The sequence below is a fragment of the Streptomyces sp. NPDC002588 genome (assembly GCF_040295925.1).
In the GTDB taxonomy this organism is placed as follows: Bacteria; Actinomycetota; Actinomycetes; order Streptomycetales; family Streptomycetaceae; genus Streptomyces.
Genome location: NZ_JBEOWF010000053.1, coordinates 53511 through 80016 on the forward strand (window position 1 = coordinate 53511; position 26506 = coordinate 80016).

A 26506-nucleotide genomic window follows, 5' to 3' on the forward strand; every position below is an offset into this window, starting at 1 on the left:
GGCAGGTCAGCGTCCTTCTTCGATCCAGGTGGCGTGCGGCCCGTCGAGCACGATGTCCCAGTGGTAGCCCATGGAGAACTCCGGCACGGACAGACTGTGGTCGTAGGTCGCGACCAGCCGCCCGCGGGCCGCGTCGTCCGTCACCGACTGGATGATGGGGTCGTAGGGGAACAGCGGGTCGCTCGGGAAGTACATCTGTGTCACGAGCCGCTGGGTGAACGCCGTGCCGAACAGCGAGAAGTGGATGTGGGCCGGCCGCCAGGCGTTGAGGTGCTGGCGCCACGGGTACGGGCCCGGCTGCACGGTGGTGAAGCGGTAGTGGCCGTCGGCGTCGGTCAGGGTGCGGCCGACGCCGGTGAAGTTCGGGTCCAGCGGGGCGTCGTGCTGCTCGCGCTGATGGGCGTAGCGGCCCGCCGAGTTGGCCTGCCAGATCTCCACCAGCTGGCCCCGGACCGGACGGCCGTCACGGTCCAGCAGCCGTCCGGAGACGGTGATGCGCTCGCCGATCGGCTCGCCGTCGTGCTGCCGGGTGAGGTCGTTGTCGATCTCGGTGATGTCGCGCTCGCCGAAGGCGGGGGAGTGTAGCTCCACCAGCTCCGGGTCCTTCGTCACGTCGATGGTGACCGGCGGCTGCTTCGGGTGGCGCAGGACCGAGGAACGGTACGGCGCGTAAGCGCGGCGCGGCTGGTGTTCGACGGGCGCGCCGTCCGCGATCCGCTTCTCGTACGCGGCGTGCTCGGCCGCGATCTCCTGGTCGATGTCGGCTTGCGTGAGAGTCATGGAAGTTCCTCGGGGTTTCCTAGCGTTCGAGGACGAGGGCGAGGCCCTGGCCGACGCCGATACAGAGGGTGGCGACGCCTACGCCGCCGCCCCGGCGGGCGAGCTGGTGGGCGACGGTGCCGGCGAGCCGGGCGCCGGAGGCGCCGAGCGGGTGGCCGAGGGCGACGGCGCCGCCCTGCGGGTTGAGGACCGCCGGGTCGAACTCGGGCCACTCGGCGACGCAGCCCAGCACCTGGGCGGCGAACGCCTCGTTGAGTTCGAGGACGGAGAGGTCGTCGAAGCCCCTGCCCGCCTTGGCGAGGGCGCGGTTCACCGCCTCGACGGGGGCGAGTCCGAAGTAGTGCGGGTCGATCGCCGAGACCCCGGTGGCCGAGACCCGGGCGAGCGGCTCGCGGCCGGTGGCGGCGAGGCCCTCCTCGTCCACCAGCAGCAGGGCCGCGGCGCCGTCGTTCAGCGGCGAGGCGTTGCCCGCCGTCACGGTGCCTCCCTCCTTGCGGAACGACGGCTTCAGCTTGGCCATGGCCTCGAGCGAGGCATCGGGCCGTACGCATTCGTCGGCGCCGAAGACCACCGGGTCGCCCTTGCGCTGCGGCAGCGGCACGGGGGCGAGCTCGGCGTCGAACAGGCCCTGTCGCTGTGCCGCGGCCGCCTTGCGGTGACTGTGCAGCGCGAACTCGTCCTGCTGCTCGCGGCTGATCTTGTGCTTGTCGGCGATCAGTTCGGCCGACTCGCCCAGCGGGACGGTCCACTGCGGGTCCATCCTCGGGTTGACCATCCGCCAGCCCAGCGTGGTCGAGTACAGCTCGGTGTGTCCGGCGGGGAACGGCCGGTCCGACTTCGGCAGCACGTACGGCGCCCGGGTCATCGACTCCACCCCGCCGGCCACGGCGATGGAGGCGTCGCCGACCGCGATCGCGCGGGCCGCCTGGATCACCGCCTCCAGGCCGGAGGCGCAGAGCCGGTTGACCGTGACGCCGGGCACGGAGGTGGGCAGGCCCGCGAGCAGCGCTGCCATCCTGCCGACGTTGCGGTTCTCCTCACCGGCGCCGTTGGCGTTGCCGAAGTACACGTCCTCGATCCGGGCCGGGTCCAGGTCCGGGGTGCGGGCGAGGAGCGCGCGGAGCGCGTGCGCGGCGAGGTCGTCGGGGCGCACCGGCGCGAGAGAGCCGTTGTAGCGGCCGATCGGGGTGCGGACGGCGTCGACGACGTAGACGGTGTTCACCGCGGGTCCTCCGCGACGGTCAGCCCGGCGCCGGTCCTGGCGATGATCTCCTCGGCCGTGACGCCCGGTGCCGTCTCGACCAGCACCAGCCCGTCGTCGGCGACATCGAGGACGCCCAGGTCGGTGATGATCCGGTTCACGCACGCCTTCCCGGTGAGCGGCAGCGCGCACTCCCGGAGGATCTTCGGGGAGCCGTCCTTCGCGGTGTGGGTCATCACCACGATGACCGTGCGGGCCCCGTGCACGAGGTCCATCGCGCCGCCGATGCCGGTGATCAGCTTGCCGGGGATCGCCCAGTTCGCCAGGTCGCCGCGCTCGGAGACCTGCATGGCGCCCAGCACGGCGACGTCGATGTGACCGCCGCGGATCATGCCGAAGGAGAGCGCCGAGTCGAAGAAGGCGGCGCCCGGCAGGACGGTCACGGTCTCCTTTCCGGCGTTGATCAGATCCGGGTCGACCTGGTCCTCCGTGGGGTAGGGGCCGGTGCCGAGGATGCCGTTCTCGCTCTCCAGGACCACCTCCACGCCCGGCGGGAGGTGGTTGGGAATCAGGGTCGGCAGCCCGATGCCGAGGTTGACGTACTGTCCGTCCTCGAGTTCGCGCGCGGCGCGGGCGGCCATCTGCTCGCGTGTCCAGGCCATCAGCCGCTCACCGCTTCCTCTGCCGCGGGCGCGGAGACCGTCCGCTGCTCGATCTTCTTGTCCGCCGCCTGTCCGGGCGTCAGGGCCACCACCCGCTGCACGAAGATCCCCGGCAGGTGCACCGCGTCCGGGTCGATCTCGCCCGGCTCGACGAGTTCCTCCACCTCGGCGACCGTGATCTTCCCGGCCATCGCCGCGAGGGGGTTGAAGTTGCGGGAGGACTTGTTGAAGACCAGGTTGCCGTACCGGTCGCCCTTCCACGCGCGGACCAGCGCGAAGTCGGTGCGGATGCCGCGCTCCATGACGTACTCGACGCCGTCGAACTCCCGCACCTCCTTCGGCGGGGACGCGAGCGCCACGCCGCCCTCACCGTCGTAGCGCCACGGCAGTCCGCCCTCGGCGACCTGGGTACCCACCCCGGCCGGGGTGAAGAAGGCCGGGATGCCGGCGCCGCCGGCCCGCAGCCGCTCGGCGAGCGTGCCCTGCGGGATCAGCTCCACCTCGAGCTCCCCGGCCAGGTACTGGCGGGCGAACTCCTTGTTCGCGCCGATGTAGGACCCGGTCACCCGGGAGATCCGCCCGGCGGCGAGCAGGACCGCGAGGCCCGACTCCATCGCCCCGCAGTTGTTGGAGACGACCGACAGACCGGTGACTCCCCGCTCGTACAAGGCCTGGATGACGACGTTCGGCACGCCGCTCAGTCCGAAACCGCCCACTGCCAGCGACGCGCCGTCGGGCACGTCGGCCACCGCCTCCAGGGCCGTGGCGACCACCTTGTCCATCCGTGAAGCCCCATCTCCGCCGAGCGTCCGGAGCCTCCCAGTACCGGAAATTAATCAGGGCACTGAGTATCTCTCCGAGGTTTCCCACACGCTGCCACTGGAGGGTGGAGTCGTCAAGACCCCAGGCGGGAGGAGGTGAGCGGGTCGCCGAGACGCGAGACGTGCCCGGTCTTGCGCGCTATTGTTCAGTGCACCGATGAAATCACTCACACGGGAGCGCACATGGCCGCGGTGGATCTCACCAGCCACCCCGGGCACCTCGCCCGGCGGCTGCAGCAGGCGCACCACCTGCTGTGGAACACGATGGTCTCGGAGGAGATCACCTCCCCCCAGTTCGCGGTCCTCAACGCGCTCGTCGCCGAGCCGGGCCTCGACCAGCGCACCGTGGGGGAGAGGGTGGGGCTCGACCGCTCCACCATCGCCGAGGTGATCAGCAGGCTGAGCCGGCGCGGGCTGCTGGACAAGGTGCGCGACCCCGGGGACGGCCGCCGTTTCCTGCTGCGGCTCACCGAGGAGGGGACGCGCACCCACCGCAGGCTGACCGTGCGCACGGCCCGGATGAACCAGGTCTTCCTGGCGCCGCTCTCCGCGGCGGAGCAGACCCTGTTCTTCGAGCTGATCCGGCGGGTCTCGGACACGGCGGAGGGGCTGCGCAACCCGGCGGAACCCCTCGTGGGCCAGGGCTGATCACGGCGCTTTCGCCAGCACCACCCACACCTGCCCCTCGGCGAAGCCGACCTCCTCGCCGTCGTCGGTGGTGAAGTCCGTGCCGTCGGCGGCCTTCGCGCGCTTCCAGTTCACCTCGTAGGCCCGCCCGTCGCGCAGCACCTCCGCCTTCCCCGAGCCCACCGTCTCGGTGTACGGCGTGTTGTTGCCCAGGAAGTCGTGGAACCGCGACGGGCGCACCTTCACGTACTGCACGACCACCGTGGCCGGGGCCAGCTGCCGCCCGCCCGCCGGTGCCGCCCGGGTGCCGTCCATGGCGACCAGCCAGCCCGCCCGGTCCGCCGACCAGGTGAAGGTGAACCGGGCCGCCGGATAGCGCACCGTGCGTGAGGCCGTCGCCCGGCCGCCCGAGGGAGCGGGGCCGTAGTGGAAGCCGGTGGTCAGCGCGGCCGCGCCCGGCGCGGCGGGCAGCAGACGGTGCGGGTGCAGATAGAGATTGTGCGGGGCGGCCCGGCCCGCGCCCCGGAAGTAGGCCCCGGACACGTCGCCGGGCGTCACGGGGTCCAGGGGCGCCCGGTCGATCAGCGGCAGCAGCTTGCCCTGCGCGCCGGAGAAGGCCAGCACCGGCCGGTCGAACTGGCCGAGCAGTTCGAGATCGGACTCCCGGGCGCTGCGCACCGGCCCCACGGCCTGCGGCAGCCTGGTCGCGTACACCGCCATCAGCCGGCTCAGGCCGCCCTCGACCTGTTCGGCGTACACGAGGTCCGCGGCGTCCAGCCCGGTCTGCGGCCGGGCGGCCCCCGCGTTGTCGATCTTCACGGCGAGGACCGGAGGGCCGACGGCGGTGGCACTCGGCTGCCGGGACGTGCCCCGGCTGTCGTCCGGTGCGGGGGCGCGGGACGTCGTACAGGCCGCCGCGAGCGAGACCGCCACCGCGGCGGACAGCAGCGCCGCGGCCGCCCTCGCCCTGGTCGCCCTGCCGGCCCGTCTCGCGCGTTCCGTCTCCACCATGGCCACCCCGTTCCGTGTCTTGATTGTGCGCTCGCCCGTTCGACCGCGCTCGCGCACGAAGGGTTGCGTCATGGTTCGGGGTGATCTGCCCGGGTACCCGGGCCGCAGCCAGGACCCCGGTACCCCCGGACCCGCCGGGACGGACCGGACACGGCGGTAGGGAGCGCGGCACGATGAAGGCAGTGACCTGGCAGGGGAAGCGCGACGTCCGGGTGGAGACCGTGCCCGACCCGGCGATCCAGGAACCGACGGACGCCGTCATCCGCGTCACGTCCACCGGACTGTGCGGCTCCGACCTGCACCTGTACGAGGTGCTCACCTCGTTCATGACCCCGGGCGACATCCTCGGCCACGAGCCGATGGGCATCGTCCAGGAGGTCGGGCCGGGAGTGCCCGACCTCAGGGCGGGGGACCGGGTGGTGGTGCCGTTCCAGATCGCCTGCGGCACCTGCTGGATGTGTCTGAACGCCCTTCCCACCCAGTGCGAGACCACCCAGGTCACCGGCGAGGGCATGGGCGCCGCCCTGTTCGGCTACACCCGCCTCTACGGCTCGGTGCCCGGTGCCCAGGCCGAGTACCTGCGGGTCCCGCAGGCCCAGTTCGGCCCGATCAAGGTGCCCGAGGGCCCGCCCGACGACCGGTTCGTCTATCTCTCCGACGTGCTGCCCACCGCCTGGCAGGCCGTCGCCTACGCCGACATCCCCGAGGGCGGCAGCGTCGCCGTGCTCGGTCTCGGCCCCATCGGCGACATGGCCTGCCGTATCGCCCGGGTGCGCGGCGCCGGGCGGGTCTTCGGCGTGGACCTGGTCGGCGAGCGGCTGCGCCGGGCCCGGGCGCGCGGGGTGGAGACGTACGACCTGCGCGGCTTCGACAGCGAGAAGGAACTCGTCGAAGCCATCCGCGACGAGACCGACGGCCGAGGCCCCGACGCCGTGATCGACGCGGTCGGCACCGAGGCCCACGGCAGCGCCGCCGCCCGCCTCGTCCAGAACGCGTCCGCGCTGCTGCCCCGCAAACTCGGCGGCCCCCTCGCGGAACGCTTCAGCGTCGACCGGCTCGCCGCCCTGCACACCGCCATCGAGCTGGTGCGGCGCGGCGGCACGCTCTCCCTGGTCGGCGTCTACGGCGGGATGGCCGACCCGCTGCCCATGCTCACCCTGTTCGACAAGCAGCTCCAGATCCGCATGGGCCAGGCCAACGTGCGCCGCTGGAGCGACGACATCCTGCCCTACCTCACCGACGAGGACCCCCTCGGCGTCGACGACTTCGCCACCCACCGGCTGCCGCTGTCGGACGCGCCGCACGCGTACGAGATGTTCCAGCGCAAGCAGGACGGGGCGGTGAAGGTCCTGATGACCCCGTGAGTCACCCTTCTCGCGGGGGCGCCCCGAGGATCTCCGCCAGGTCGTAGCGGACCGGCTCCTCGAGTTGGGCGTACGTGCAGCTCTCCGGGGTGCGGTCCGGGCGCCAGCGGCGGAAGCGGGCCGTGTGCCGGAAGCGCGCCCCGTTCTCCATGTGGTCGTAGGCCACCTCGGCCACCCGCTCCGGGCGCAGCGCCACCCAGGACAGGTCCTTCCTGCCCGACCAGCGGCTCGGCGCCCCGGGCAGCCGGGCACTCTCGTGTGCCGCCTCGTCCCCCCAGGCCGCCCACGGATGCCCCGCCGCGTCCTCCAGCCGCAGGGGCTCCAGCTCCTCCACCAGCTCCGCCCGCCGCTTCATGGCGAACGCCGCGGACACCCCCACGTGCTGGAGGGCGCCCCGGTCGTCGTACAGCCCCAGCAGCAGCGAGCCCACCACGGGCCCGCTCTTGTGGAAGCGGTAGCCGGCCACCACCACGTCCGCCGTCCGCTCGTGCTTGACCTTGAACATGGCCCGCTGGTCCGGGAGGTAGCGCAGGGCGAGCGGCTTGGCGATCACCCCGTCCAGGCCCGCGCCCTCGTACTGTTCGAACCATCGCCGGGCCACCTCGACATCGGTCGTGGCCGGCGCCAGATGCACCGGCGGCGTCACCCCTCGCAGCGCCCTGTCCAGCAGCTCCCGCCGATCGGTCAGCGGAACCTCGAGCAGCGAGGTGTCCGCCAGCGCCAGCAGATCGAAGGCCACGAAGGACGCCGGGGTCCGCTCGGCCAGCGTGCGCACCCGCGACTGGGCCGGGTGGATGCGCTCGGTCAGCGCGTCGAAGTCCAGCCGCCCCTCGCGGGCGATCACGATCTCCCCGTCCAGCACGCACCGCTCGGGCACCCGCTCCCGCAGCGCCTCCACCAGTTCGGGAAAATACCTGGTCAACGGCTTTCCGGTGCGGCTGCCCAACTCGACCTCGGCCCCGTCGCGGAACACGATCGCCCGGAAGCCGTCCCACTTCGCCTCGTACTGCATACCCGGCGGAATCGCCGCCACCGACTTGGCGAGCATCGGCTTCACGGGTGGCATCACCGGCAGATCCATCCTCCGATTCTGCGCCGGTATCGCGGCGCCCGCCCGGTATGCGTGTTCTGCGTGGTACGCCTACCGTGTCTCGCATGGGCGATGCGGTGGAACTGGAGGCGGGCGGCCGGACCGTACGGCTGTCCAGCCCCGACAAGATCTTCTTCCCGGAGCGCGGCTTCACCAAGCTGGACCTCGCCCGCTACTACCAGGCGGTCGCCCCCGGCATCCTGCGCGCCCTGCGGGGCCGCCCGACCACGCTGGAGCGCTATCCCGACGGCGTGACCGGCGAGTCCTTCTTCCAGAAGCGGGCCCCGAAGAACATGCCCGACTGGATCCCGACCGCCCACATCACCTTCCCCAGCGGCCGCAGCGCCGACGAGATGTGCCCCACCGAGGAGGCGGCGGTGCTGTGGGCCGCCCAGTACGGCACGCTCACCTTCCACCCCTGGCCGGTCCGCCGGGACGACGTCGACCGCCCCGACGAACTGCGCATCGACCTCGACCCGCAGCCCGGCACCGACTACGACGACGCCGTCCGCGCCGCCCACGAACTGCGCGCCGTGCTCGACGAGTTCGGCGGTCTGCGCGGCTGGCCCAAGACCTCCGGCGGCCGCGGCCTGCACGTGTTCGTGCCCATCGAGCCCCGCTGGACCTTCACCCAGGTCCGGCGCGCCGCCATCGCCGTCGGCCGCGAGATGGAACGGCGGATGCCCGACCACGTGACGATCAAGTGGTGGAAGGAGGAGCGCGGTGAGCGCATCTTCATCGACTACAACCAGACCGCCCGCGACCGCACCATCGCCTCCGCCTACTCCGTACGTCCCCGCCCACACGCGCCCGTCTCGGCACCGCTGCGCTGGGAGGAGGTCGGCGAGGCCCGCCCCCGCGACTTCGACATCGCGTCCATGCCGGCCCGCTACGCCGAACTGGGCGACGTCCACGCCGGCATGGACGACCACGCCTACTCCCTCGACGCCCTGCTGGAGCTGGCCCGCCGCGACGAACACGACCACGGCCTCGGCGACCTCCCCTACCCCCCGGAGTACCCGAAGATGCCCGGCGAACCGAAGCGGGTCCAGCCGAGCAGGGCCCGGCCGGCGGGAGACGGCCCGGCCTGAGCACGAGGCCGCGGGGCCGCGCCGGGGCGGGGTCACCGTGCCTGCGTACGGCCCCTTCGTGCGCTCGCCGTCGCACCGGGTCCGAGAGCGCTCTCACCCTTCTCCCGGAGCTATCCTGAGCCGCACCCGGCGACGAGGAGCCCCGACGTGACCGAGACTGCGCAGCGCCCCACCCTGGAGGCCGTGGCCGCGCGGGCCGGGGTGTCCAGGGCGACCGTGTCGCGGGTCGTCAACGGCGGGGACGGCGTCCGGGAGCCCCTCGTGGAGCGGGTCCGACGGGCCGTGGAGGAACTCGGGTACGTGCCCAACCAGGCCGCGCGCAGTCTGGTGACCAAGCGGCACGACGCCGTGGCCGTCGTGATCGCCGAACCGGAGACCCGCGTCTTCGCCGACCCCTTCTTCGCGCTCCAGCTCCGTGGCATCAGCAAGGAACTGACGGCCCACGACAACCAGTTGGTGCTGCTGCTCACGGAGGGCCGGGACGATCACGCGCGGGTGGCCCGCTATCTCGCCGGCGGCCATGTCGACGGCGCGCTGGTCTTCTCCCTGCACCTCGACGACCCGCTGCCCGGCCTCATCCAGGGCGTCGGCCTCCCCACGGTGTTCGGCGGCCGCCCCGGCTGGAGCGGCGGCAGCGGCGCAGTCGTGTACGTCGACAGCGACAACCGCGGCGGCGCCCGCCAGGCCGTACGCCACCTGGTGGGGCTCGGCCGCAGCCGGGTCGCGCACATCACCGGTGCCCTCGACCAGACCTCGGCGGCGGACCGGCTCGACGGATACCGGGACGTCATGGGCGACGCCGACCCGCGGCTCGTCGTGGAGAGCGACTTCACGCCCGGCGGCGGCGAGCGCGCGATGCGGGAACTCCTGAACCGCCGCCCCGACGTGGACGCCGTCTTCGCCGCCAACGACCTCGCCGCCTCGGGCGCGTTGCGCGTCCTGCGGGAACAGGGCCGACGGGTGCCGGAGGACGTCGCCGTGGTCGGCTTCGACGACATGCTGCCGGTCGCCGAGGGCACCGACCCGCCGCTGACGACGGTCCGTCAGGACATCGAGGAGATGGGCCGGATCATGGCCCGCCGCCTGCTGCGCCGCCTCGACACCCGCACCGCCGACGACGCCCCGGCCGGTGTGGTCCTGCCGACCACCCTGATTCGCCGCGCCTCGGCCTGAACGGGGTCCGCCCGGCCCCAGCCCCCGGATCCAGGGACGCCGCCCCGGCCCTCAGTCCACCCGTGGGGCGCTCCTGATCACCGCGAAGCGCGCTCCATGGGGGTCGGCCAGTCGGGCGATGCGGCCGACGCCCTCGATGTCCGTCGCCGGCATCCTGACCGTGCCACCCCGGCCCGCGGCCTCGGCGGCCACCGCGTCCACGTCCGTGACCTCGAAGTACGGCAGCCAGTACGCCCCCGCCGGGGCCTCCACCGGGTCGTCGGCGAGCGGGACGAACCCGCCGAACATGGCGTCCTCGCCCGCCCCGGGCGGGTTCACGCATGTGTAGACGCCGCCCGGGAAGGGGACCGCGGAGGTCTCCAGGCCCAGCGTCCCGTAGTAGAAGGCCGCCGCCGCGGCGATGTCGGGCGTGTACAGCTCGACCCAGCACAGGGAGCCGGGGGCGCCCGCCAGGTCCACGCCCTTGGTCCGGCCCGGCTGCCAGAGGCCGAAGGGCACGCCCGCCTGGTCGGAGAGGATCGCCATCCTGCCCTCGCCCATCACGTCCATGGGGGAGAGGAGCACCCTGCCGTGAGCTTTTGACGCGGCCTTCGCCGTGGCGTCCGCGTCCGGCGTGCGGAAGTACACCGTCCAGGACGCGGGGCCCTGTTCGGGCGGGTTCTGCATGCCGCCCGCCACGGTCCTGCCGTCCAGCTGGAAGAAGCCGTAGCCGCCGGCCTCGGGCCCCGCCGACTCGAGGCGCCAGCCGAAGAGGGCGCCGTAGAACGAGGCGGCTGTGTCGATGTCGGACGTGCCGAGGTCGATCCAGTTCGGAGCGCCGTCGGTGAAACGGGTGGTGAGCATCTTCGCCCTCCTCGCAAGGGTCCCGTCGCCTGCACCCCCGAGTCTTGCACCGCCCACTGACAATCGCCTGCACCCGCCCCGCGCGCCGCCGTGCGCCGCACTGGGGCCCGGGGCCATCATCGGGTCGGCCGGAGGCCCTGGCGGGCCGCGTATATGCGGCGTTGATCGAACGTTTTTCGCCGCACGGCACGATCCTCGCCATGTTCACCGACAGCATTCCCACCTCCGACCTCGGCTGGCAGCGTGAGGCGCTGTGCGCGCAGACCGGAGCGGACTTCTTCTTCCCCGAGCCCGGCAGTTCGGTGCGCGAGGCCAAGCGCATCTGCGGTATGTGCGAGATGCGCACCGCCTGTCTGGAGTACGCCCTGGCCAACGACGAGCGCTTCGGCGTCTGGGGCGGCCTGTCCGAGAAGGAGCGCCTCCAGATCAGGCGCCACGCGCGCTGAACCGGCCGGCATGAACCGGCCGGTCCACCCGGGAAGATCCGGACGGCCGCGTCGCCGGGGTGCGGCCGGCATCCGGGAGCGCTTCCGGACGTGGCGCGGAGGCGGTCGCGCCGGCCCTGTCCGCCGACGATCCCGCGGTGACGGACGCGACCGGCGTCCCGGACCGGCGCGAGGACGCCCCGCAGGGGCGGGCCCGGCCACGGAGGCGTCTTCCGCGGGCCGCGCATCTGTCACGTCTGCGAGTCGCCCTGTCGACAGGTCGACACCTTCCAGGGCGGGGCCGCGGCGTCCGCCCCGGCCCCCAGGGAACGTCAGACCGGTCCGGCTCGGCGATCAGACCTTGCCGCGCGCCGCCATCCGCGCCTTGCGCGCGGCCAGCTTCTCGTCGAACTTCAGGGCCTCCGCGTCCAGGCCGCCCATGAACATGCCCAGCTCGTCCTGCGCCTGCTGTCCCTCGGCGCCGAGGCCGTCGATCTCCAGGACCTTCAGGTGGCGCAGCACCGGCTGGAGCACGTCGTCGTGGTGGATGCGCAGGTTGTAGACCTCGCCGATCGCCATCTGCGCGGCGAACCGCTCGAAGCCGGGCATGCCGTGGCCGGGCATGCGGAAGTTGACGACGACGTCGCGCACGGCCTGCATGGTGAGGTCGGGGGCGAGCTCGAAGGCGGCCTTCAGCAGGTTGCGGTAGAAGACCATGTGCAGGTTCTCGTCGGTCGCGATCCGGGCCAGCATGCGGTCGCAGACCGGGTCGCCGGACTGGTGGCCGGTGTTGCGGTGCGAGATGCGGGTCGCGAGCTCCTGGAAGGCGACGTAGGCCACCGAGTGCAGCATCGAGTGGCGGTTGTCCGACTCGAAGCCCTCGCTCATGTGGGCCATGCGGAACGATTCCAGCTTGTCCGGGTCCACCGCGCGCGAGGCGAGCAGGTAGTCGCGCATCACGATGCCGTGCCGGCCCTCCTCCGCGGTCCAGCGGTGCACCCAGGTGCCCCAGGCGCCGTCCCGGCCGAACAGGCTGGCGATCTCGTGGTGGTAGCTGGGAAGGTTGTCCTCGGTGAGGAGGTTGACCACGAGCGCGATCCGGCCGATCTCGGTGACCTTGGACTGCTCCTTGTCCCAGGCCTCGCCGTCCTCGAAGAAGCCGGGGAAGTTGCGGGCGTCGCTGAACGGCACGTACTCGTGCGGCATCCAGTCCTTGGCGACCTTCAGGTGGCGGTTGAGTTCTGTCTCGACCACTTCCTCCAGCGCGTACAGCAGCTTGGCGTCGGTCCAGACGGAAGGGCTGCCGAGGTGAGGGGTGGTGATCGTCACGAGTACTCCAGGGGGACAGGGAAACGGAGCGGAACAGTCCGGCGAGCGAAACCGGAACCTACGGAATCGTAGGCTACGAACCCGTAGGTTACGAAGCCGTAGGTTAAGGACGCTGTAAAGACCGCTGATCAACCGTGTTCCGCCGGGCATTTCGGACCATGCGAAACAGCCCCGGGAACCGCAGGTCCCAGGGCTGAAAAGGTGATCCGGTCACCTGGTCAGGCGTACAGCTCGCGCAGCCGCACCGAGAGGCAAGTCACACATCCCTCGAGCTTCTCGAACTCGCTGATGTCGACCGTCACGGGCTCCAGCCCGAGATCGGTGAAGAGTTCCGCCGTCTTCGGCGCGCTCGCCGCCATGAGCACCTTCGGGCCGCCCAGCAGCACCACGTGCGAACCGGCCTCCTCGGGCACCGACAGGAAACCCGGGAACAGCGACGGCCGGTCCACCAGCGGGATGTGCCCGATCACCGTGCCGTCGGGCAGCGCCGTGACCGCCGACTTCAGGTGCAGCACCTTGCTCACCGGCACGGCGACGACCCGAGCCCCCAGCGGCTCGAACACGGCGCGCACCTGCTGCAGCCCGGCCGCGTTGGTCCGCCCGCCCCGGCCGACGTAGACCGTGTCGCCGATCTTCAGCACGTCCCCGCCGTCCAGAGTGCCCGGCTCCCAGATCCAGTTCACCGAGCAGCCCAGGCGGGCCACGGCCTCCTCGACGCCGTCGGTCTCCGCGCGCCGGGACTCGGCGCCGGAGCGCGCGATCAGGGCGACGTTCTTGTACATGACCACCGTGTCCTCGACGAACACGGAGTCCGGACAGTCGTCGGCCGGGTCCACCTCGACCGTCTCCCAGCCGTGCGCGCGCAGCGCCTCCGCGTACGCCTCCCACTGCTCCAGAGCGAGCTCGAGGTCGACCTTCTCCCGCTCGATGTGCGTCACCAGACCTTCGGCGAGGAGCGGGCCGGGGCGGCGGATGAGGGCCTTCTTGCTGGGCACGGACAGGTCTCCGGGGTCGACGGTGGCCCGGGCCTGTCCGGCGGATCACACCACAGGCCCCGACCGGCGCCCCTGACACGGCGCCGGTCAGCCATCATGCAGCGCCGGTCCACCAGGGCAAAACCCCTGCCGCCGGCCTGTGCCTCTCCTGAGACCCGGCCCGCTACGCCGGGCCGGCCACCTCCTCGAGGCTGCTCTCCCGCAACTCCCCGTCCAGCAGCAGCCATCGGGTGATCCCGATCGACTCCAGGAACCGCAGATCGTGGCTCGCCACGATCAGGGCGCCCTCGTAGGACTCCAGGGCGGTGCCGAGCTGCCGGACGCTTCCCATGTCCAGGTTGTTCGTCGGCTCGTCCAGCATCAGCAGCTGCGGTGCGGGCTCTGCCAGCATCAGCGCGGCCAGCGCGGCCCGGAAACGCTCGCCGCCGGACAGCGTCCCCACCCGCTGGTCGGCGCGGGCGCCCCGGAACAGGAAGCGGGCGAGCCGCGCGCGGATCCGGTTGTTGGTGGCGGCCGGCGCGAACCGCGCCACGTTCTCGGCCACGCTCAGCCCGTCGTCGAGGACGTCCAGGCGCTGCGGCAGGAACCGCATCGGCACGTGTGCGTGCGCCTCGCCCGCCGCGGGCGGCAGCTCCCCGGCGATCGTGCGCAGCAGCGTCGTCTTTCCCGCGCCGTTGCGCCCGACCAGCGCCACCCGCTCCGGGCCGCGCAGATCGAGACCGCCCGCCACGCGCGCGCCGTGGGCGAGTTCCAGGTCCCGCAGCGTCAGGACGTCACGGCCCGGCGGCACGGCCGTGTACGGCAGGTCGACGCGGATCTCGTCGTCGTCCCGGACGCCCTCCACCGCCTCGTCGAGCCGCTCCCTGGCCTCGCTGAGCCGCTCCTCGTGCAGGATGCGGTGCTTTCCCGCGGACTCCTGCGCCGCGCGCCTGCGCGCCCCCATGACGATCTTCGGTTCGCGTTTCTGGTCGAACATCTTCTGCCCGTACCGCTTGCGGCGGGCCAGTTTGACCTGGGCGTCGGCCAGTTCGCGTTTCTGCCTGCGCAGGTCGGCCTCGGCGACCCGCACCATGCGCTCGGCGGCCTCCTGCTCACCGGCGAGGGCCTCCTCGTAGGCGGAGAGGTTGCCGCCGTACCAGGTGATCTCCCCGGCGCGCAGGTCGGCGATCTGGTCGACCAGGTCCAGCAGCTCCCGGTCGTGGCTGACCACGACCAGCACCCCGGGCCAGGACGCGACGGCGGCGTACAGCCGGCGCCGGGCGTACAGGTCGAGGTTGTTGGTCGGCTCGTCGAGCAGCAGGACGTCCGGGCGGCGCAGCAGCAGCGCCGCCAGCCGCAACAGCACGGACTCGCCGCCCGACAGCTCGCCGACGGTGCGGTCCAGGCCGACGTGGCCGAGGCCGAGTTCGCCGAGGGTGGCCAGGGCGCGTTCCTCCACGTCCCAGTCGTCGCCGACGGCCTCGAAGTGCTCATGGGAGGCGTCGCCCGCCTCGATCGCGTGCAGCGCGGCCCGCTGGGCGGCGATGCCGAGGGCTTCGTCGACCCGCAAGGCTGTGTCGAGCGTGACGTTCTGCGGGAGATGGCCGACCTCGCCGGAGACCCGGACGAGACCGTCGGCCGGGGTGAGCCGCCCGGCGATCAGCTTCAACAGGGTCGACTTGCCGGAGCCGTTGACTCCGACGAGTCCGGTGCGGCCGGGGCCGAAGGCGACGTCGAGGCCCTCGAAGACGGCGGTGCCGTCGGGCCAGGAGAAGGTGAGGGAGGAACAGGTGACGGATCGTGTCAAAGCGGGCCTCGCGGTGGCGTGTGCGGTCAGGGGCAGACGCGTGTCGAGACACCGGAGGGCGGCGACCACCGCGGGAGCGGGGAGCACGGAGGGCATGCACAGAGCCCTGTTGCGCAAGGACGGCTCGAACGCCGAGGTCGCACGCAGCGCGCACACGTCTCGCGTGTGGCGTGGTGTCTCAGGACCTCAGACGAGCAACGTCCTTCTCCAATCGGCGGCAACAGGACCGCTTCAGACGGTAGGAGAGACGGCGAGGACCGTCAACGGATTAAAAACCGCCTACGGGCGGGACCCGCGGCTTCCTCAGCACGCGTCCCGCATCAGCTCCGCCAGGTCGTGGTCGAGATCGAGCTGGAGGTGTTCCAGGCCCACGGGGACCAGGTCGCTCGTGGCCCGCAGGAAGCGGCGGACGTCCGCCGAGTGGACATGGACGACGGCGGTGCCCTCGGGGGCGTGGAACTCGAGGACCGTACGGTCGTAGCCGTACGGGCGGACGCGGACGTCGCCGTCGCCCACGGTCTCCTCGAGGCCCTCGGCGAGCAGCTCGCGGGCGAAGGTCCAGCACACGTCGACGCCCTCCAGCGTGGCCGGGGCCGGGAAGGTCATGCGGACGGCGAAGGGATCTTGCCGGTCGTAGTGCAGCGTGGCGGGGATGCTCGGCATCCGAGGCGCGGCGGCGACCAGACGGGCCTCTACGGGCTGCTCGATGACTGTGGACAACGCCTTGCTCCCTTGCTGTCGCCGGACGAATGCCGGGCGGGTGGGGCCGGATACTGGAAGAGACGCCGGAACCGGCCGATCCGTGCACGGATTGCGAGTGACCTCGGTCACCGCCTTCATGCACGGGAGTGACCCACCTCTCCTGGCGTGCACACAAAGGCGGTTGGGGCGATCGGGGTCCTCTGGACGCCACGAGGGCTGTGGGCTAGCTTCCCCCGCCATGAGGCGCTTGGGGAAGACGCGACGCACGAAACGGTTGACACGACGCAGGACATGGGGGGCGGCCGCGGCGGCCTGCGGGGCGGCGCTGGCCCTCCTGACCGCCGTGCCCGCCCAGGCGAACGGCTACCCGCAGGGCGCTCCGCACTGGGCGCTCAAGGACACCGCGGCCCCCTCCGTACGCTTTCGCGGGCTGTCCGCGGTCGACCGGCACACCGCGTGGGTGGCGGGCACCGCGGGCACGGTGCTGCGCACCACCGACGGCGGGGCGAGCTGGCGGAACGTCTCCCCGCCCGGCGCCGCCGACCTGCAGTTCCGGGACGTCGAGGCGTTCGACGCGCGCCGCGCGGTGGTGCTCGCGATCGGCGAGGGCGAGGCCTCCCGCGTGTACCGCACCGAGGACGGCGGAGCGACCTGGACGGAGTCCTTCCGCAACACCGACGCGCGGGCCTTCTACGACTGCCTGACCTTCTTCGACCACCGGCACGGCCTCGCGATGAGCGACCCGGTGGACGGGAAGTTCCGCATCCTGTCGACGAGTGACGGCGGCCGTTCCTGGCGGGTGCTGCCGGACAGGGGCATGCCGGCCGCCCTGGACGGCGAGGCGGGGTTCGCGGCGAGCGGCCAGTGCCTGGTCTCCGCCGGGTCCCGGGACGTCTGGCTGGCCACCGGAGGGGCCGCACGCGCGCGTGTCCTGCACTCCGCCGACCGCGGGCTGACCTGGACGGCCGCCGACACGCCCGTCCCGGCCGGCGACCCCGCGCGCGGGGTCTTCGCCCTCGCCTTCCGCGACCGCGCCCACGGGCTCGCCGTCGGCGGCGACTACCGCGCCGGCCAGCCCTCCCCGCTGTCGGCCGCCACCACCGGCGACGCGGGCCGCGCCTGGCGCCCCGCGGCCGCCCCGCCGCCCGCCTACCGCTCCGGCGTGACCTGGCTCCCGCACAGCCGCACCGCCGCCCTCGCCGTCGGCCCCACCGGCACCGACCTGACCACCGACGCGGGCCGCACCTGGCGCACCCTCGACACCGGCTCCTACGACACCGTGGACTGCGCCCCCGACCGCGGCTGCTGGGCCGCCGGCGAACAGGGCCGCGTGGCCCGCCTGGAGAAATGACCTGAACGCCGGCCGGCCGCGGCGCGCCCCGGGGAACCGCCAGGGCTGACGGGAGCCGTACGCTCGTCCCCACCATGACGATCGTGAACATCCCGGCGGGCTGGCCCGCGACCGAGGAAGCGGCCCGCGCCGTCCAGGACGAGCTGCGCGCCCGGGTGGTGCTCGACGAACCCGGACCACCACCCGGGACCGGCCGGGTGACGGGCGTCGACGTCGCCTACGACGACGAGCGGGACGTCGTCGCGGCCGCCGCCGTCGCCTTGGACGCGGCGAGCCTGGACGTCGTCGCCGAGGCCACCGCGGTCGGCCGGATCTCCTTCCCGTACGTGCCGGGCCTGCTCGCCTTCCGCGAACTCCCCACGGTGCTCGCCGCCCTCGACGCCCTGCCGTGCGAGCCGGGCCTCGTCGTCTGCGACGGCTACGGCCTCGCCCACCCGCGCCGCTTCGGCCTCGCCGCCCACCTCGGCGTCCTGACCGGCCTGCCCGCGATCGGCGTCGCGAAGAACCCCTTCACCTTCGCGTACGACGACCCGGACGCGCCGCGCGGATCCTCCTCGCCGCTGCTCGCGGACGGCGAGGAGGTCGGGCGTGCCCTGCGCACCCGCACGGGCGTGAAGCCGGTCTTCGTCTCAGTGGGGCACCGCGTGACCCTGGAGAACGCCTGTGCCCACACCCTGGCACTCACCCCGGAGTTCCGTCTGCCGGAGACGACCCGCAGGGCCGACTCACTGTGCAGGCGGGCGCTTCAGGAGGCGACGACCCGCCGCTGACCCACCTGGTGCTTCAGACTGCCGCCCCGGTACCGCAGGATCCGCCCCAGCCCGCCCACAGAGACGTTCGAGTACGAACTTCATGCCGTTCAGGGAAGGGAGAGAGGCGGCCGCGAGACCGAGCACCCCGTCTGAGTACGTCGTCTGAGCACCCTGTCTGAGTACGTCGTCTGAGTATCCGTACGGATGTGCGCCCCGCCCGCCGTTCGCGAGGCTGGGGCACATGACCACGCACCGTGCCCCGAAGCCCCTCGTCGACCCGAACCGCCCCGTCGAGCGCGCCGTCAACGCCGCGCTGATCCTCGCCGTCCTGGCGGGCGTCGGCTGGATCGTCGGGATGATCTACACGCTTGTCCAGTGGCCGGTCTAGGGCCTCTCTAGCGGGTCGCGGCCACCCGGAATCGGATGCCCGCGCGGATCAGCCGTTCGGTCAGGGCGTCGCCCATCGCCACCGCCGTGGTGACCTGCCCCGCCGTCGGCGGGAGGTCGTCGCAGGCCAGGGCGAGCGCCCCCTCGGCGAACATCTTCGCCGTCTCGTCGTAGCCCGGGTCACCGCCCGAGACCTCGGTGCGGACCCGGCGGCCGCCGCCCTCGCCGACGAACCGGACCGAGAACCAGCTGCGGGCCCGCTTCCCGGCGCTCGGCCCCTCCCCGGGCCTGAGCCGGTCCGACAGCCAGCGCCGGGCGGGCGGCACCTGCGCGGCGGCCATGAGCGTGCCGACGGCCGCGACCCCGCCCACGGCGACCGGCAGCCGCCGTACGGCCGCGTAGTGGCGGTAGCGGAAGTCGGGGCCGTAGCGCTCCAGCGCCTTCGCCGAACGGCACACGATCTGCGGGTCGATCGTCGGCAGCGGCAGGGCCCAGGCGCCGACCTCCGGCGCGAACCGGGGCGTGCCCGTCGGCGCCGAGGCGCGCCGGTCCATCAGCCGCGGCTCGTGCCGCCTGCGGTCCCGCGCGGCGGCCGCCATCTGCCGGCCGCGCGCGAACTGGCCCAGTGCCGAGGCGAACGTCCCGCCCGAGAAGGCGGCGTCGGCCGTCACGAAGCCGTCCACGGTCAGCGGCACGCCCTCCGGGAGCTGCCGGACCGTGAAGTACACGCCCAGGTCGTGCGGGACCGAGTCGAAGCCGACGGCGTGCACCAGGCGTGCCCCCGTCTCCCGCGCGCGTGCGTCGTGGCGGACGTAGGTCAGGTCCACGAACTCCGGCTCGCCGCAGAGGTCGAGGTAGTCGGTGCCGGCGTCGGCGCAGGCGGCCACCAGCTCCTCGCCGTGGCGCACATAGGGGCCGACGGTCGTGGCGAGCACGCGCGCGTGCCCGGCGAGTGCGCGCGGCGCGGCCGGGTCCGAGACGTCCGCCGTCAGGACCCCGACGTCCACGCCGAGCCGCTCGCGCAGGCGCTCCAGCTTCTCCCGGTGCCTTCCGGCGATCGCCCAGCGCAGCCCCTCGGGCGCATGGGCCGCGAGGTACTCCGCGGTGAGCGCCCCCACGAAGCCGGTCGCCCCGAAGAGCACGATGTCGTACGGACGGTCCGCCGGACCGTCCGCCGGCCGCCCGGCCCCTTTTGCCTTGCTCATGACACCCCTTGTCTGCTGGTGACGCCTTCGGTCCCACGGCCGACGCCTCCTGGTCCCGCAGCCCGCGCCGCTGTCGGTGGCTGAGGTTAGCGTGGGGAGTGCAAGGGCCGACGGGAGGTCCCCCAAACTGGCTAAGCGCTTGCTCTCCCAGGTCTTGTGCCCACTGGGACACGTTCCTAGCATCACGGGTGGTACATCGGTCGACTCTCGGCAAGGGGGCTGGATGACGACAGGACGGGCGTCCGGGCACGGTCCGCTGGCCGGCGTACGCGTCGTGGAACTCGCCGGGATCGGCCCCGGCCCCTTCGCCGCGATGCTCCTCGCCGACCTCGGCGCCGACGTCGTCCGCGTGGACCGCCCCGGCGGCACCTCCCTCGCCGTCGACCCGGCCTACGACGTCACCAACCGGGGCAAACGCTCCGTGGTCGTCGATCTGAAGGCACCGGACGGCCCCGCGCGCGTCCTGGACCTCGCCGCCCGCGCCGACGTGCTGATCGAGGGCAACCGCCCCGGTGTGGCCGAGCGCCTCGGCGTCGGCCCCGGGGACTGTCTGGCCGTGAACGCCCGGCTGGTCTACGGCCGGATGACCGGCTGGGGCCAGGAAGGCCCCCTCGCCCACCGCGCCGGCCACGACATCGCCTACATCGCCCTCACCGGCACCCTCGGCATGATCGGCGCCCCGGACACACCCCCGCCGGCCCCCGCCAACCTCCTCGGGGACTACGCGGGCGGCTCCCTCTACCTCGTCGTCGGCGTCCTCGCCGCGCTCCACCACGCGCGTGTGACGGGCACCGGCCAGGTCGTCGACGCGGCCATCGTCGACGGCACCGCCCACCTCTCGACGATGCTCCACGGCATGCTCGCCGCCGGCGGCTGGCGGGACCGGCGCGCCGCCAACCTCCTCGACGGGGGCTGCCCGTACTACGGCACCTACGAGACCGCGGACGGCGGGTACATGGCCGTCGGCGCCCTGGAACCGCAGTTCTACGACGAGTTCGTGGACCTCCTCGGACTGGGGGAGTTCCGCACGGCCCGCAAGGACTGGACGCGCTGGGGAGAGCTGCGCGAGGCGGTCGCCGCCCGCTTCAAGGCCCGCACCCGGGACGAGTGGACGGCCGTCTTCGAGGGCTCCGACGCGTGTGTGGCGCCCGTGCTGTCGCTGCGCGAGGCCCCGTACCACCCGCATCTGGCCGCCCGGGGCACCTTCACCGACCACGGCGGCATCACCCAGCCGGCCCCCGCGCCCCGCTTCTCCGTCACCCCCACCGCCGTACGCTCCGGCCCCGCGCAGCCCGGCGCCGACACCCGTGAGATCGCCCGCGACTGGGACATACCGGGCCTCGTGAAGAGCCTCCAGGACACCACCCGGGCCACGCCCGCGGCCCCCGTGGACGACTTCCCGCACCAGGGCGACTGACCCGTTCGGCCCACCCTCCCCGAAAGGCTTGACCAGTGAGCACCGAAGCGTACGTGTACGACGCGATCCGCACCCCGCGCGGGCGCGGCAAGGCGAACGGCGCCCTGCACGGCACGAAGCCCATCGACCTCGTCGTCGGCCTCATCCACGAACTGCGGGGCCGGTTCCCGGGCCTCGACCCGGCCGCGATCGACGACATCGTGCTCGGAGTCGTCGGCCCCGTCGGCGACCAGGGCTCCGACATCGCGCGGATCGCGGCCGTCGCGGCCGGTCTGCCGGACACGGTGGCCGGCGTACAGGAGAACCGCTTCTGCGCCTCGGGCCTGGAGGCCGTCAACCTGGCCGCCGCGAAGGTCCGCTCCGGCTGGGAGGACCTGATCCTCGCGGGCGGCGTGGAGTCGATGTCCCGGGTGCCGATGGCCTCCGACGGCGGTGCCTGGTTCAACGACCCGATGACGAACCTGGCCGTCAACTTCGTGCCCCAGGGCATCGGCGCCGACCTCATCGCCACCATAGAGGGCTTCTCCCGCCGCGACGTCGACGAGTACGCGGCCCTGTCCCAGGAGCGGGCGGCGACGGCCTGGAAGGAGGGCCGCTTCGACCGCTCCGTCGTCCCGGTGAAGGACCGCGGCGGCCTGGTCGTCCTCGACCACGACGAACACTTGCGCCCCGGCACCACCGCCGACTCCCTCGCCAAGCTGAAGCCCTCCTTCGCCGACATCGGAGAGCTGGGCGGGTTCGACGCGGTGGCGCTGCAGACGTACCACTGGGTCGAGAGGATCGACCACGTCCACCACGCGGGCAACTCCTCCGGCATCGTCGACGGCGCCTCCCTGGTCGCGATCGGCTCCCGGGAGGTCGGTGAGCGCTACGGCCTCACCCCGCGCGCGCGGATCGTCTCCGCCGCGGTCTCCGGCTCCGAGCCGACCATCATGCTCACCGGCCCCGCGCCCGCCACCCACAAGGCGCTGAAGAAGGCCGGCCTGACCATCGACGACATCGACCTCGTCGAGATCAACGAGGCGTTCGCCGCCGTCGTCCTGCGCTTCGTGAAGGACATGGGCCTGTCCCTGGACAAGGTCAACGTCAACGGCGGCGCCATCGCCCTCGGCCACCCGCTCGGCGCAACCGGCGCGATGATCCTCGGCTCCCTGGTCGACGAACTGGAGCGGCAGGACAAGCGCTACGGTCTCGCGACCCTCTGCGTCGGCGGCGGCATGGGCATTGCCACCGTCGTCGAACGCGTCTGACCACCCCAGCGGAACCTTCAGAGACTTCTACGGAGACCCCGTCATGACCGAGAGCACCACCATCCGCTGGGAACAGGACCGCACCGGCCTCGTCACCCTCGTCCTCGACGACCCGAACCAGTCCGCGAACACCATGAACGCCGCGTTCCGGGCCTCCCTCGCCGCGGTCACCGACCGGCTGGAGGCCGAGAAGGACACCGTCCGCGGCGTCATCGTCACCTCGGCCAAGAAGACCTTCTTCGCCGGTGGCGACCTGCGCGACCTGATCCGCGTCACCCCCGAGACCGCCCAGGAGCTGTTCGACGGCGGCCTGGAGATCAAGCGCCACCTCCGCCGCATCGAGACCCTCGGCAAGCCCGTCGTCGCCGCCCTGAACGGCGCGGCCCTCGGCGGCGGCTACGAACTCGCCCTCGCCTGCCACCACCGTGTCGCCCTCGACGCCCCCGGCTCGAAGATCGGCTGCCCCGAGGTGACCCTCGGCCTGCTCCCCGGAGGCGGCGGCGTCGTACGCACCGTGCGCCTGCTGGGCATCGCCGACGCCCTGCTGAAGGTCCTCCTCCAGGGCACCCAGTACAGCCCCGCGCGGGCCCTGGAGAACGGCCTGATCGACGACGTGGCCGCCACCCCCGACGAACTCCTCGCGAAGGCCCGCGCCTTCATCGACGCCAACCCCGAGTCGCAGCAGCCCTGGGACCGGCCGGGCTACCGCATCCCCGGCGGCACCCCCGCCCATCCGAAGTTCGCCGCCAACCTGCCCGCCTTCCCGGCCACCCTGCGCAAGCAGACCAACGGCGCCCCCTACCCGGCCCCCCGCAGCATCCTCGCCGCGGCCGTCGAGGGTGCCCAGGTCGACTTCGAGACCGCGCAGGTCATCGAGGCCCGCTACTTCGTCGAGCTGGCCGCCGGCCAGACCTCGAAGAACATGATCCAGGCGTTCTTCTTCGACCTCCAGGCCGTCAACTCCGGCGCCAGCCGCCCGAAGGGCGTCGAGCCCCGCCGGGTCCGCAGAGCGGCGGTCCTGGGCGCCGGGATGATGGGCGCCGGCATCGCCTACTCGTGCGCCCGCGCGGGCATCGACGTCGTCCTGAAGGACGTCACACCGGAAGCCGCCGCCAAGGGCAAGGGCTACTCCGAGAAGCTGTGCGCCAAGGCCGTCTCGCGGGGCCGTACGACCCGGGAGAAGGCGGACGCGCTGCTCGCCCGCATCACCCCCACCGCGGACCCCGCGGACCTGGCCGGCTGCGACGCGGTCATCGAGGCGGTCTTCGAGGACACCGCCCTCAAGCACAAGGTGTTCCAGGAGATCGAGCACGTCGTCGCCCCCGACGCCCTGCTGTGCTCGAACACCTCCACCCTCCCCATCACCGCCCTCGCCGAAGGCGTCGAGCGGCAGGGCGACTTCATCGGCCTGCACTTCTTCTCGCCCGTCGACAAGATGCCGCTCGTCGAGATCATCACGGGCGAGCGCACCGGCGACGAGGCACTCGCGCGCGCCTTCGACCTGGTCCGGCAGATCAGGAAGACCCCGATCGTCGTGGGCGACTCGCGCGGCTTCTTCACCTCCCGGGTGATCGGCCACTTCATCAACGAGGGCGTCGCCATGGTCGGCGAGGGCATCGAGCCCGCGTCCGTCGAGCAGGCCGCCGCGCAGGCCGGCTACCCGGCCAAGGTGCTCTCCCTGATGGACGAACTGACGCTCACCCTCGCGCAGAAGATCCGCCGCGAGTCGAGGAGGGCCGTCGAGGAGGCGGGCGGCACCTGGCCGGGCCACCCCGCCGAGGCCGTCGTCGACCGCATGGTCGACGAGTTCGGCCGCCCGGGCCGCAGCGGGGGAGCGGGCTTCTACGAGTACGGCGAGGGCGGCGAACGCGGCGCCCTCTGGCCGGGCCTGCGCGAGCACTTCACGCGCGCGGGCGCCGAGATCCCCTTCAGGGACATGCAGGAGCGCATGCTCTTCTCCGAGGCCCTCGACACCGTGCGGCTCCTCGAGGAGGGCGTCCTGACATCCGTCGCCGACGCCAACATCGGCTCCCTCTTCGGCATCGGCTTCCCCGGCTGGACCGGCGGAGTGCTCCAGTACATCAACGGCTACGACGGCGGCCTTCCCGGCTTCGTCGCCCGCGCGCGTGAACTCGCCGACCGTTACGGCGACCGGTTCACCCCGCCCGCGCTGCTGGCGGAGAAGGCGGAGCGCGGGGAGACCTTCACCGACGCCCGCTGACCCCCGCCCCGTGTACCGGACCCCGTAACCCGCCGAGGGCTCGCGGGGTTCGGTTCACGGGGCTCGCCGCGTAACGCGTCCCGCGCCTCGGTCCAAGCACAACCGGAGGACCTTCCGAGGAGAAAGAGACGCGAGTGGACGGCGCGAAACGGTTGGGCTGGCTGGACGTGCTGCGCGCGATCGCGGCACTCGTGGTGGTCTTCGACCACTCGTCGTACGCCTTCATGGCGGAACTGCGCCGGGAGCTGATGCCGCAGTTCAGCACCAGCCGCTACGGGATCATGGTGTTCTTCCTCGTGAGCGGCTACATCGTGCCCGCCTCACTGGAGCGCAGGGGCTGCGTCCGGACGTTCTGGATCGGACGGGTGTTCCGCCTCTGTCCCCTCTGGGCGCTCGCCGTCACCGCGGTCCTCGTCCTCGGCCTGGCGGGCCTCACCCCGATGCGCACCGGCGACGGCGGCCTGAGCCCGGCCACGGTGGCCGTCGCCCATGTCACCCTGCTCCAGGAGCTGCTGGGCACCCCCAACCTGCTGCTCGTGCTGTGGACGCTGTCCTACGAGATGGCTTTCTACCTGCTGGTCGTCGCCCTGTTCACGGTCCGGCTGCACCGGCGGTCCGCGGCGGCCGCCATGACCCTGGCCGTGCTCGCCGCCGTCGGCGGGGTGGCCGCGACCGCCCTGCCGCCCTCCGCGGCGGCCGACGCGATCGGCACCGGCCCGCTGGTCGCGATCGCGGCGCTCACCCTGGTGGCGGCCGTCGGCTGCGCGAGCGCGGGACCGCCCGCGCTCCGGGTGGCCGGGGGCGTGCTGGGCGGGGTGCAGGCACTCGCCCTGGCCGCCTTCGACAGTACGGTCCCGGTGTGGGAGAGCTTGGTGATCCTCGCCGTGATGTTCCTCGGCACCGCCGTCCACCGGGCCGAGCACGGGCAGAGCACCTGGCGGCTCGCGGCCGTGACCTGCGCCGTCGTGCTCGTCTGCGCCGTGGGCAGCGCCTACCGGTACGGCGACGGAGCCTTCTTCACCCGGCGCGGCTGGATCACCGCTTTCCTGCTGGCCGTGCTCACCTTCGCCGCCGGACTGGCACTGCGCCACCGGCGCGTCCCGCGCCTGCTCGCCGGGCTGGGCGCGATCAGCTACTCGGTGTACCTGCTGCATCCGGTGCTCCTGGCGGTGACCGACGGCACCATTGGCAGGGAGCGACGGAACAGTCCCCTGCTCGAGGTGGCGTTCTTCGCGGTGCTCCTGCCGCTGTGCGCGCTGACGTACCGGTACGTCGAGGCGCCGGGCCGGGCCTTGGGCCGCAGAGTGGCCGCCACCCGGAACAAGCAACGCTCGGTGACGTGACACACGTGTGAGCGCGGGCCTCTCCGGGAAGCCCGCTGCCCTGGTCCGTGCCCCTGGACCAACAGCTCGGGGCCACTGTCGGTGCCATCGCCTACGGTGGCGTCATGCCGGAGATCACATACGTCCGGGGCGACGCCACCGTTCCGTCGGTGAAGGGCACCAAGGTGATCGCCCATGTCTGCAACGACTCGGGAGGATGGGGAAAGGGCTTCGTCCTGGCGCTGTCGCGCCGCTGGCCGGAGCCGGAGGCGGCCTACCGTGCCTGGCACCGCGGGCGCGCGTCGAACGACTTCGGTCTGGGCGCCCTCCAACTCGTCCAGGTGAAGCCGGACGTCTGGGTCGCCAACCTGATCGGCCAGCGCGGCACCCGCACCGGGAGCAAGGGAGTCCCGGTGCGGTACGAGGCGATCGACACCGCCCTGGGCCGCCTGGCCGGGCGGGCGCTCGAACTCGGCGCGTCGGTGCACATGCCCCGCATCGGCTGCGGCCTGGCCGGCGGCACATGGTCCCGCGTCGAACCCCTGGTCACCGAGCGCCTGACACGGCGGGGGATCGCGGTGACCGTGTACGACCACGACTAGACGACTAGGTGTTCTGTCCCGGGAGGTTGTGGACGGGTGAGGCAGATCTCGGCTGAGGGATCTTGAAATAGGTGAGGGCCTTCTGGCCTGGTGTGGATT

The 26506-nt window shown here is 72.7% G+C and carries 25 protein-coding genes; 13 read left to right on the plus strand and 12 right to left on the minus strand.

Annotated features, from left to right (window positions below):
• Positions 1-6: 6 nt before the first annotated feature.
• The 4 genes from pcaH to ABT057_RS41410 are packed head-to-tail and all read right to left on the minus strand — an operon-like array spanning position 7 to position 3425.
• Positions 7-780, minus strand: coding sequence for a protocatechuate 3,4-dioxygenase subunit beta (pcaH, locus tag ABT057_RS41395; protein WP_352349119.1), 774 nt, complete (start codon positions 778-780; stop codon positions 7-9).
• Positions 781-799: 19 nt separating this feature from the next.
• Positions 800-2002 (minus strand): thiolase family protein, encoded by a 1203-nt coding sequence (locus ABT057_RS41400; protein ID WP_352349120.1) that lies wholly within the window; start codon positions 2000-2002, stop codon positions 800-802.
• On the minus strand, positions 1999-2643 hold the full coding sequence (locus ABT057_RS41405; RefSeq protein ID WP_352349121.1) for a CoA transferase subunit B: 645 nt from the start codon (positions 2641-2643) through the stop codon (positions 1999-2001). Before ABT057_RS41405 ends, ABT057_RS41400 begins: the two co-directional genes overlap by 4 nt.
• The gene (locus ABT057_RS41410; RefSeq protein ID WP_352349122.1) at positions 2643-3425 is read right to left on the minus strand and encodes a CoA transferase subunit A; all 783 of its coding nucleotides are present in this window, start codon (positions 3423-3425) and stop codon (positions 2643-2645) included. Before ABT057_RS41410 ends, ABT057_RS41405 begins: the two co-directional genes overlap by 1 nt.
• 222 nt (positions 3426-3647) lie before the next feature.
• Between ABT057_RS41410 and ABT057_RS41415 the strand changes: the two genes are divergently transcribed.
• Positions 3648-4112 carry a MarR family winged helix-turn-helix transcriptional regulator gene (locus ABT057_RS41415; RefSeq protein WP_352349123.1) on the plus strand — a complete coding sequence of 155 codons (465 nt, stop codon included), beginning with the start codon at positions 3648-3650 and terminating at the stop codon, positions 4110-4112.
• Here the strand turns inward: ABT057_RS41415 and ABT057_RS41420 are convergent, their stop codons facing one another.
• Entirely contained in the window at positions 4113-5102 is a 990-nt protein-coding gene (locus ABT057_RS41420) for a DUF3048 domain-containing protein (protein WP_352349124.1), read from the minus strand.
• Positions 5103-5275: 173 nt separating this feature from the next.
• On the opposite strand from ABT057_RS41420, the gene ABT057_RS41425 reads away from it, so the two are divergent.
• Positions 5276-6466 carry a zinc-dependent alcohol dehydrogenase gene (locus tag ABT057_RS41425; RefSeq protein ID WP_352349125.1) on the plus strand — a complete coding sequence of 397 codons (1191 nt, stop codon included), beginning with the start codon at positions 5276-5278 and terminating at the stop codon, positions 6464-6466.
• 1 nt (position 6467) lies between these two features.
• On the opposite strand, the gene ABT057_RS41430 is transcribed toward ABT057_RS41425, so the two are convergent.
• Positions 6468-7547 carry an ATP-dependent DNA ligase gene (locus ABT057_RS41430; protein ID WP_352349126.1) on the minus strand — a complete coding sequence of 360 codons (1080 nt, stop codon included), beginning with the start codon at positions 7545-7547 and terminating at the stop codon, positions 6468-6470.
• Positions 7548-7621: 74 nt separating this feature from the next.
• Here ABT057_RS41430 and ligD point away from each other — a divergent pair, with 74 nt between their 5' ends.
• Together ligD and ABT057_RS41440 are read left to right on the plus strand one after the other, a co-directional pair.
• On the plus strand, positions 7622-8647 hold the full coding sequence (gene ligD, locus ABT057_RS41435; protein ID WP_352349127.1) for a non-homologous end-joining DNA ligase: 1026 nt from the start codon (positions 7622-7624) through the stop codon (positions 8645-8647).
• 147 nt (positions 8648-8794) lie between these two features.
• On the plus strand, positions 8795-9820 hold the full coding sequence (locus tag ABT057_RS41440) for a LacI family DNA-binding transcriptional regulator (protein ID WP_352349128.1): 1026 nt from the start codon (positions 8795-8797) through the stop codon (positions 9818-9820).
• A gap of 51 nt (positions 9821-9871) precedes the next feature.
• Here the strand turns inward: ABT057_RS41440 and ABT057_RS41445 are convergent, their stop codons facing one another.
• Positions 9872-10663, minus strand: coding sequence for a VOC family protein (locus tag ABT057_RS41445; protein WP_352349129.1), 792 nt, complete (start codon positions 10661-10663; stop codon positions 9872-9874).
• A gap of 200 nt (positions 10664-10863) precedes the next feature.
• On the opposite strand from ABT057_RS41445, the gene ABT057_RS41450 reads away from it, so the two are divergent.
• Entirely contained in the window at positions 10864-11109 is a 246-nt protein-coding gene (locus tag ABT057_RS41450; RefSeq protein WP_352349130.1) for a WhiB family transcriptional regulator, read from the plus strand.
• A gap of 333 nt (positions 11110-11442) precedes the next feature.
• Here the strand turns inward: ABT057_RS41450 and ABT057_RS41455 are convergent, their stop codons facing one another.
• The 4 genes from ABT057_RS41455 to ssgD form a co-directional block, all read right to left on the minus strand.
• Positions 11443-12417 carry an acyl-ACP desaturase gene (locus ABT057_RS41455; RefSeq protein WP_352349131.1) on the minus strand — a complete coding sequence of 325 codons (975 nt, stop codon included), beginning with the start codon at positions 12415-12417 and terminating at the stop codon, positions 11443-11445.
• Between the two features lie 218 nt (positions 12418-12635).
• Positions 12636-13412 carry a dimethylargininase gene (gene ddaH / locus ABT057_RS41460; protein WP_352349132.1) on the minus strand — a complete coding sequence of 259 codons (777 nt, stop codon included), beginning with the start codon at positions 13410-13412 and terminating at the stop codon, positions 12636-12638.
• 163 nt (positions 13413-13575) lie between these two features.
• On the minus strand, positions 13576-15198 hold the full coding sequence (locus ABT057_RS41465) for an ABC-F family ATP-binding cassette domain-containing protein (RefSeq protein WP_352349145.1): 1623 nt from the start codon (positions 15196-15198) through the stop codon (positions 13576-13578).
• A 303-nt stretch (positions 15199-15501) separates the two neighbouring features.
• A complete protein-coding gene (gene ssgD, locus ABT057_RS41470; protein ID WP_352349133.1) occupies positions 15502-15918 on the minus strand; it encodes a spore wall synthesis regulator SsgD in 417 nt (138 codons plus the stop codon).
• Between the two features lie 220 nt (positions 15919-16138).
• Between ssgD and ABT057_RS41475 the strand changes: the two genes are divergently transcribed.
• From ABT057_RS41475 to mmpA, 3 genes are all read left to right on the plus strand, one after another.
• The gene (locus tag ABT057_RS41475; RefSeq protein ID WP_352349134.1) at positions 16139-17251 is read left to right on the plus strand and encodes a beta propeller repeat protein; all 1113 of its coding nucleotides are present in this window, start codon (positions 16139-16141) and stop codon (positions 17249-17251) included.
• A gap of 74 nt (positions 17252-17325) precedes the next feature.
• The gene (locus ABT057_RS41480; RefSeq protein WP_352349135.1) at positions 17326-18021 is read left to right on the plus strand and encodes an endonuclease V; all 696 of its coding nucleotides are present in this window, start codon (positions 17326-17328) and stop codon (positions 18019-18021) included.
• 223 nt (positions 18022-18244) lie between these two features.
• Positions 18245-18391 carry a morphogenic membrane protein MmpA gene (mmpA, locus tag ABT057_RS41485; protein WP_352349136.1) on the plus strand — a complete coding sequence of 49 codons (147 nt, stop codon included), beginning with the start codon at positions 18245-18247 and terminating at the stop codon, positions 18389-18391.
• Between the two features lie 7 nt (positions 18392-18398).
• Here the strand turns inward: mmpA and ABT057_RS41490 are convergent, their stop codons facing one another.
• Complete coding sequence (locus ABT057_RS41490) at positions 18399-19595, minus strand: saccharopine dehydrogenase family protein (RefSeq protein WP_352349137.1); 1197 nt, start codon at positions 19593-19595, stop codon at positions 18399-18401.
• Between the two features lie 223 nt (positions 19596-19818).
• Here ABT057_RS41490 and ABT057_RS41495 point away from each other — a divergent pair, with 223 nt between their 5' ends.
• The 5 genes from ABT057_RS41495 (at position 19819) to ABT057_RS41515 (ending at position 26407) form a co-directional block, all read left to right on the plus strand.
• Complete coding sequence (locus ABT057_RS41495; RefSeq protein ID WP_352349138.1) at positions 19819-21012, plus strand: CaiB/BaiF CoA transferase family protein; 1194 nt, start codon at positions 19819-19821, stop codon at positions 21010-21012.
• Positions 21013-21047: 35 nt separating this feature from the next.
• The gene (locus tag ABT057_RS41500) at positions 21048-22262 is read left to right on the plus strand and encodes an acetyl-CoA C-acetyltransferase (protein ID WP_352349139.1); all 1215 of its coding nucleotides are present in this window, start codon (positions 21048-21050) and stop codon (positions 22260-22262) included.
• A 43-nt stretch (positions 22263-22305) separates the two neighbouring features.
• The gene (locus tag ABT057_RS41505; protein WP_352349140.1) at positions 22306-24483 is read left to right on the plus strand and encodes a 3-hydroxyacyl-CoA dehydrogenase NAD-binding domain-containing protein; all 2178 of its coding nucleotides are present in this window, start codon (positions 22306-22308) and stop codon (positions 24481-24483) included.
• A 134-nt stretch (positions 24484-24617) separates the two neighbouring features.
• Positions 24618-25826 (plus strand): acyltransferase family protein, encoded by a 1209-nt coding sequence (locus ABT057_RS41510; RefSeq protein WP_352349141.1) that lies wholly within the window; start codon positions 24618-24620, stop codon positions 25824-25826.
• A 104-nt stretch (positions 25827-25930) separates the two neighbouring features.
• The gene (locus tag ABT057_RS41515) at positions 25931-26407 is read left to right on the plus strand and encodes a macro domain-containing protein (protein ID WP_352349142.1); all 477 of its coding nucleotides are present in this window, start codon (positions 25931-25933) and stop codon (positions 26405-26407) included.
• The last annotated feature ends 99 nt before the right edge of the window (positions 26408-26506 follow it).

Excerpts from the sequence above, each read along its gene's own strand:
- pcaH (WP_352349119.1), bottom strand. The coding sequence starts at position 780 with ATGACTCTCACGCAAGCCGACATCGACCAGGAGATCGCGGCCGAGCAC.
- ABT057_RS41405 (WP_352349121.1), bottom strand. The coding sequence starts at position 2,643 with ATGGCCTGGACACGCGAGCAGATGGCCGCCCGCGCCGCGCGCGAACTC.
- ABT057_RS41410 (WP_352349122.1), bottom strand. The coding sequence starts at position 3,425 with ATGGACAAGGTGGTCGCCACGGCCCTGGAGGCGGTGGCCGACGTGCCC.
- ABT057_RS41415 (WP_352349123.1), top strand. The coding sequence starts at position 3,648 with ATGGCCGCGGTGGATCTCACCAGCCACCCCGGGCACCTCGCCCGGCGG.
- ABT057_RS41420 (WP_352349124.1), bottom strand. The coding sequence starts at position 5,102 with ATGGTGGAGACGGAACGCGCGAGACGGGCCGGCAGGGCGACCAGGGCG.
- ABT057_RS41425 (WP_352349125.1), top strand. The coding sequence starts at position 5,276 with ATGAAGGCAGTGACCTGGCAGGGGAAGCGCGACGTCCGGGTGGAGACC.
- ABT057_RS41430 (WP_352349126.1), bottom strand. The coding sequence starts at position 7,547 with ATGGATCTGCCGGTGATGCCACCCGTGAAGCCGATGCTCGCCAAGTCG.
- ligD (WP_352349127.1), top strand. The coding sequence starts at position 7,622 with ATGGGCGATGCGGTGGAACTGGAGGCGGGCGGCCGGACCGTACGGCTG.
- ABT057_RS41445 (WP_352349129.1), bottom strand. The coding sequence starts at position 10,663 with ATGCTCACCACCCGTTTCACCGACGGCGCTCCGAACTGGATCGACCTC.
- ABT057_RS41450 (WP_352349130.1), top strand. The coding sequence starts at position 10,864 with ATGTTCACCGACAGCATTCCCACCTCCGACCTCGGCTGGCAGCGTGAG.
- ABT057_RS41475 (WP_352349134.1), top strand. The coding sequence starts at position 16,139 with ATGAGGCGCTTGGGGAAGACGCGACGCACGAAACGGTTGACACGACGC.
- ABT057_RS41480 (WP_352349135.1), top strand. The coding sequence starts at position 17,326 with ATGACGATCGTGAACATCCCGGCGGGCTGGCCCGCGACCGAGGAAGCG.
- mmpA (WP_352349136.1), top strand. The coding sequence starts at position 18,245 with ATGACCACGCACCGTGCCCCGAAGCCCCTCGTCGACCCGAACCGCCCC.
- ABT057_RS41490 (WP_352349137.1), bottom strand. The coding sequence starts at position 19,595 with ATGAGCAAGGCAAAAGGGGCCGGGCGGCCGGCGGACGGTCCGGCGGAC.
- ABT057_RS41495 (WP_352349138.1), top strand. The coding sequence starts at position 19,819 with ATGACGACAGGACGGGCGTCCGGGCACGGTCCGCTGGCCGGCGTACGC.
- ABT057_RS41505 (WP_352349140.1), top strand. The coding sequence starts at position 22,306 with ATGACCGAGAGCACCACCATCCGCTGGGAACAGGACCGCACCGGCCTC.
- ABT057_RS41515 (WP_352349142.1), top strand. The coding sequence starts at position 25,931 with ATGCCGGAGATCACATACGTCCGGGGCGACGCCACCGTTCCGTCGGTG.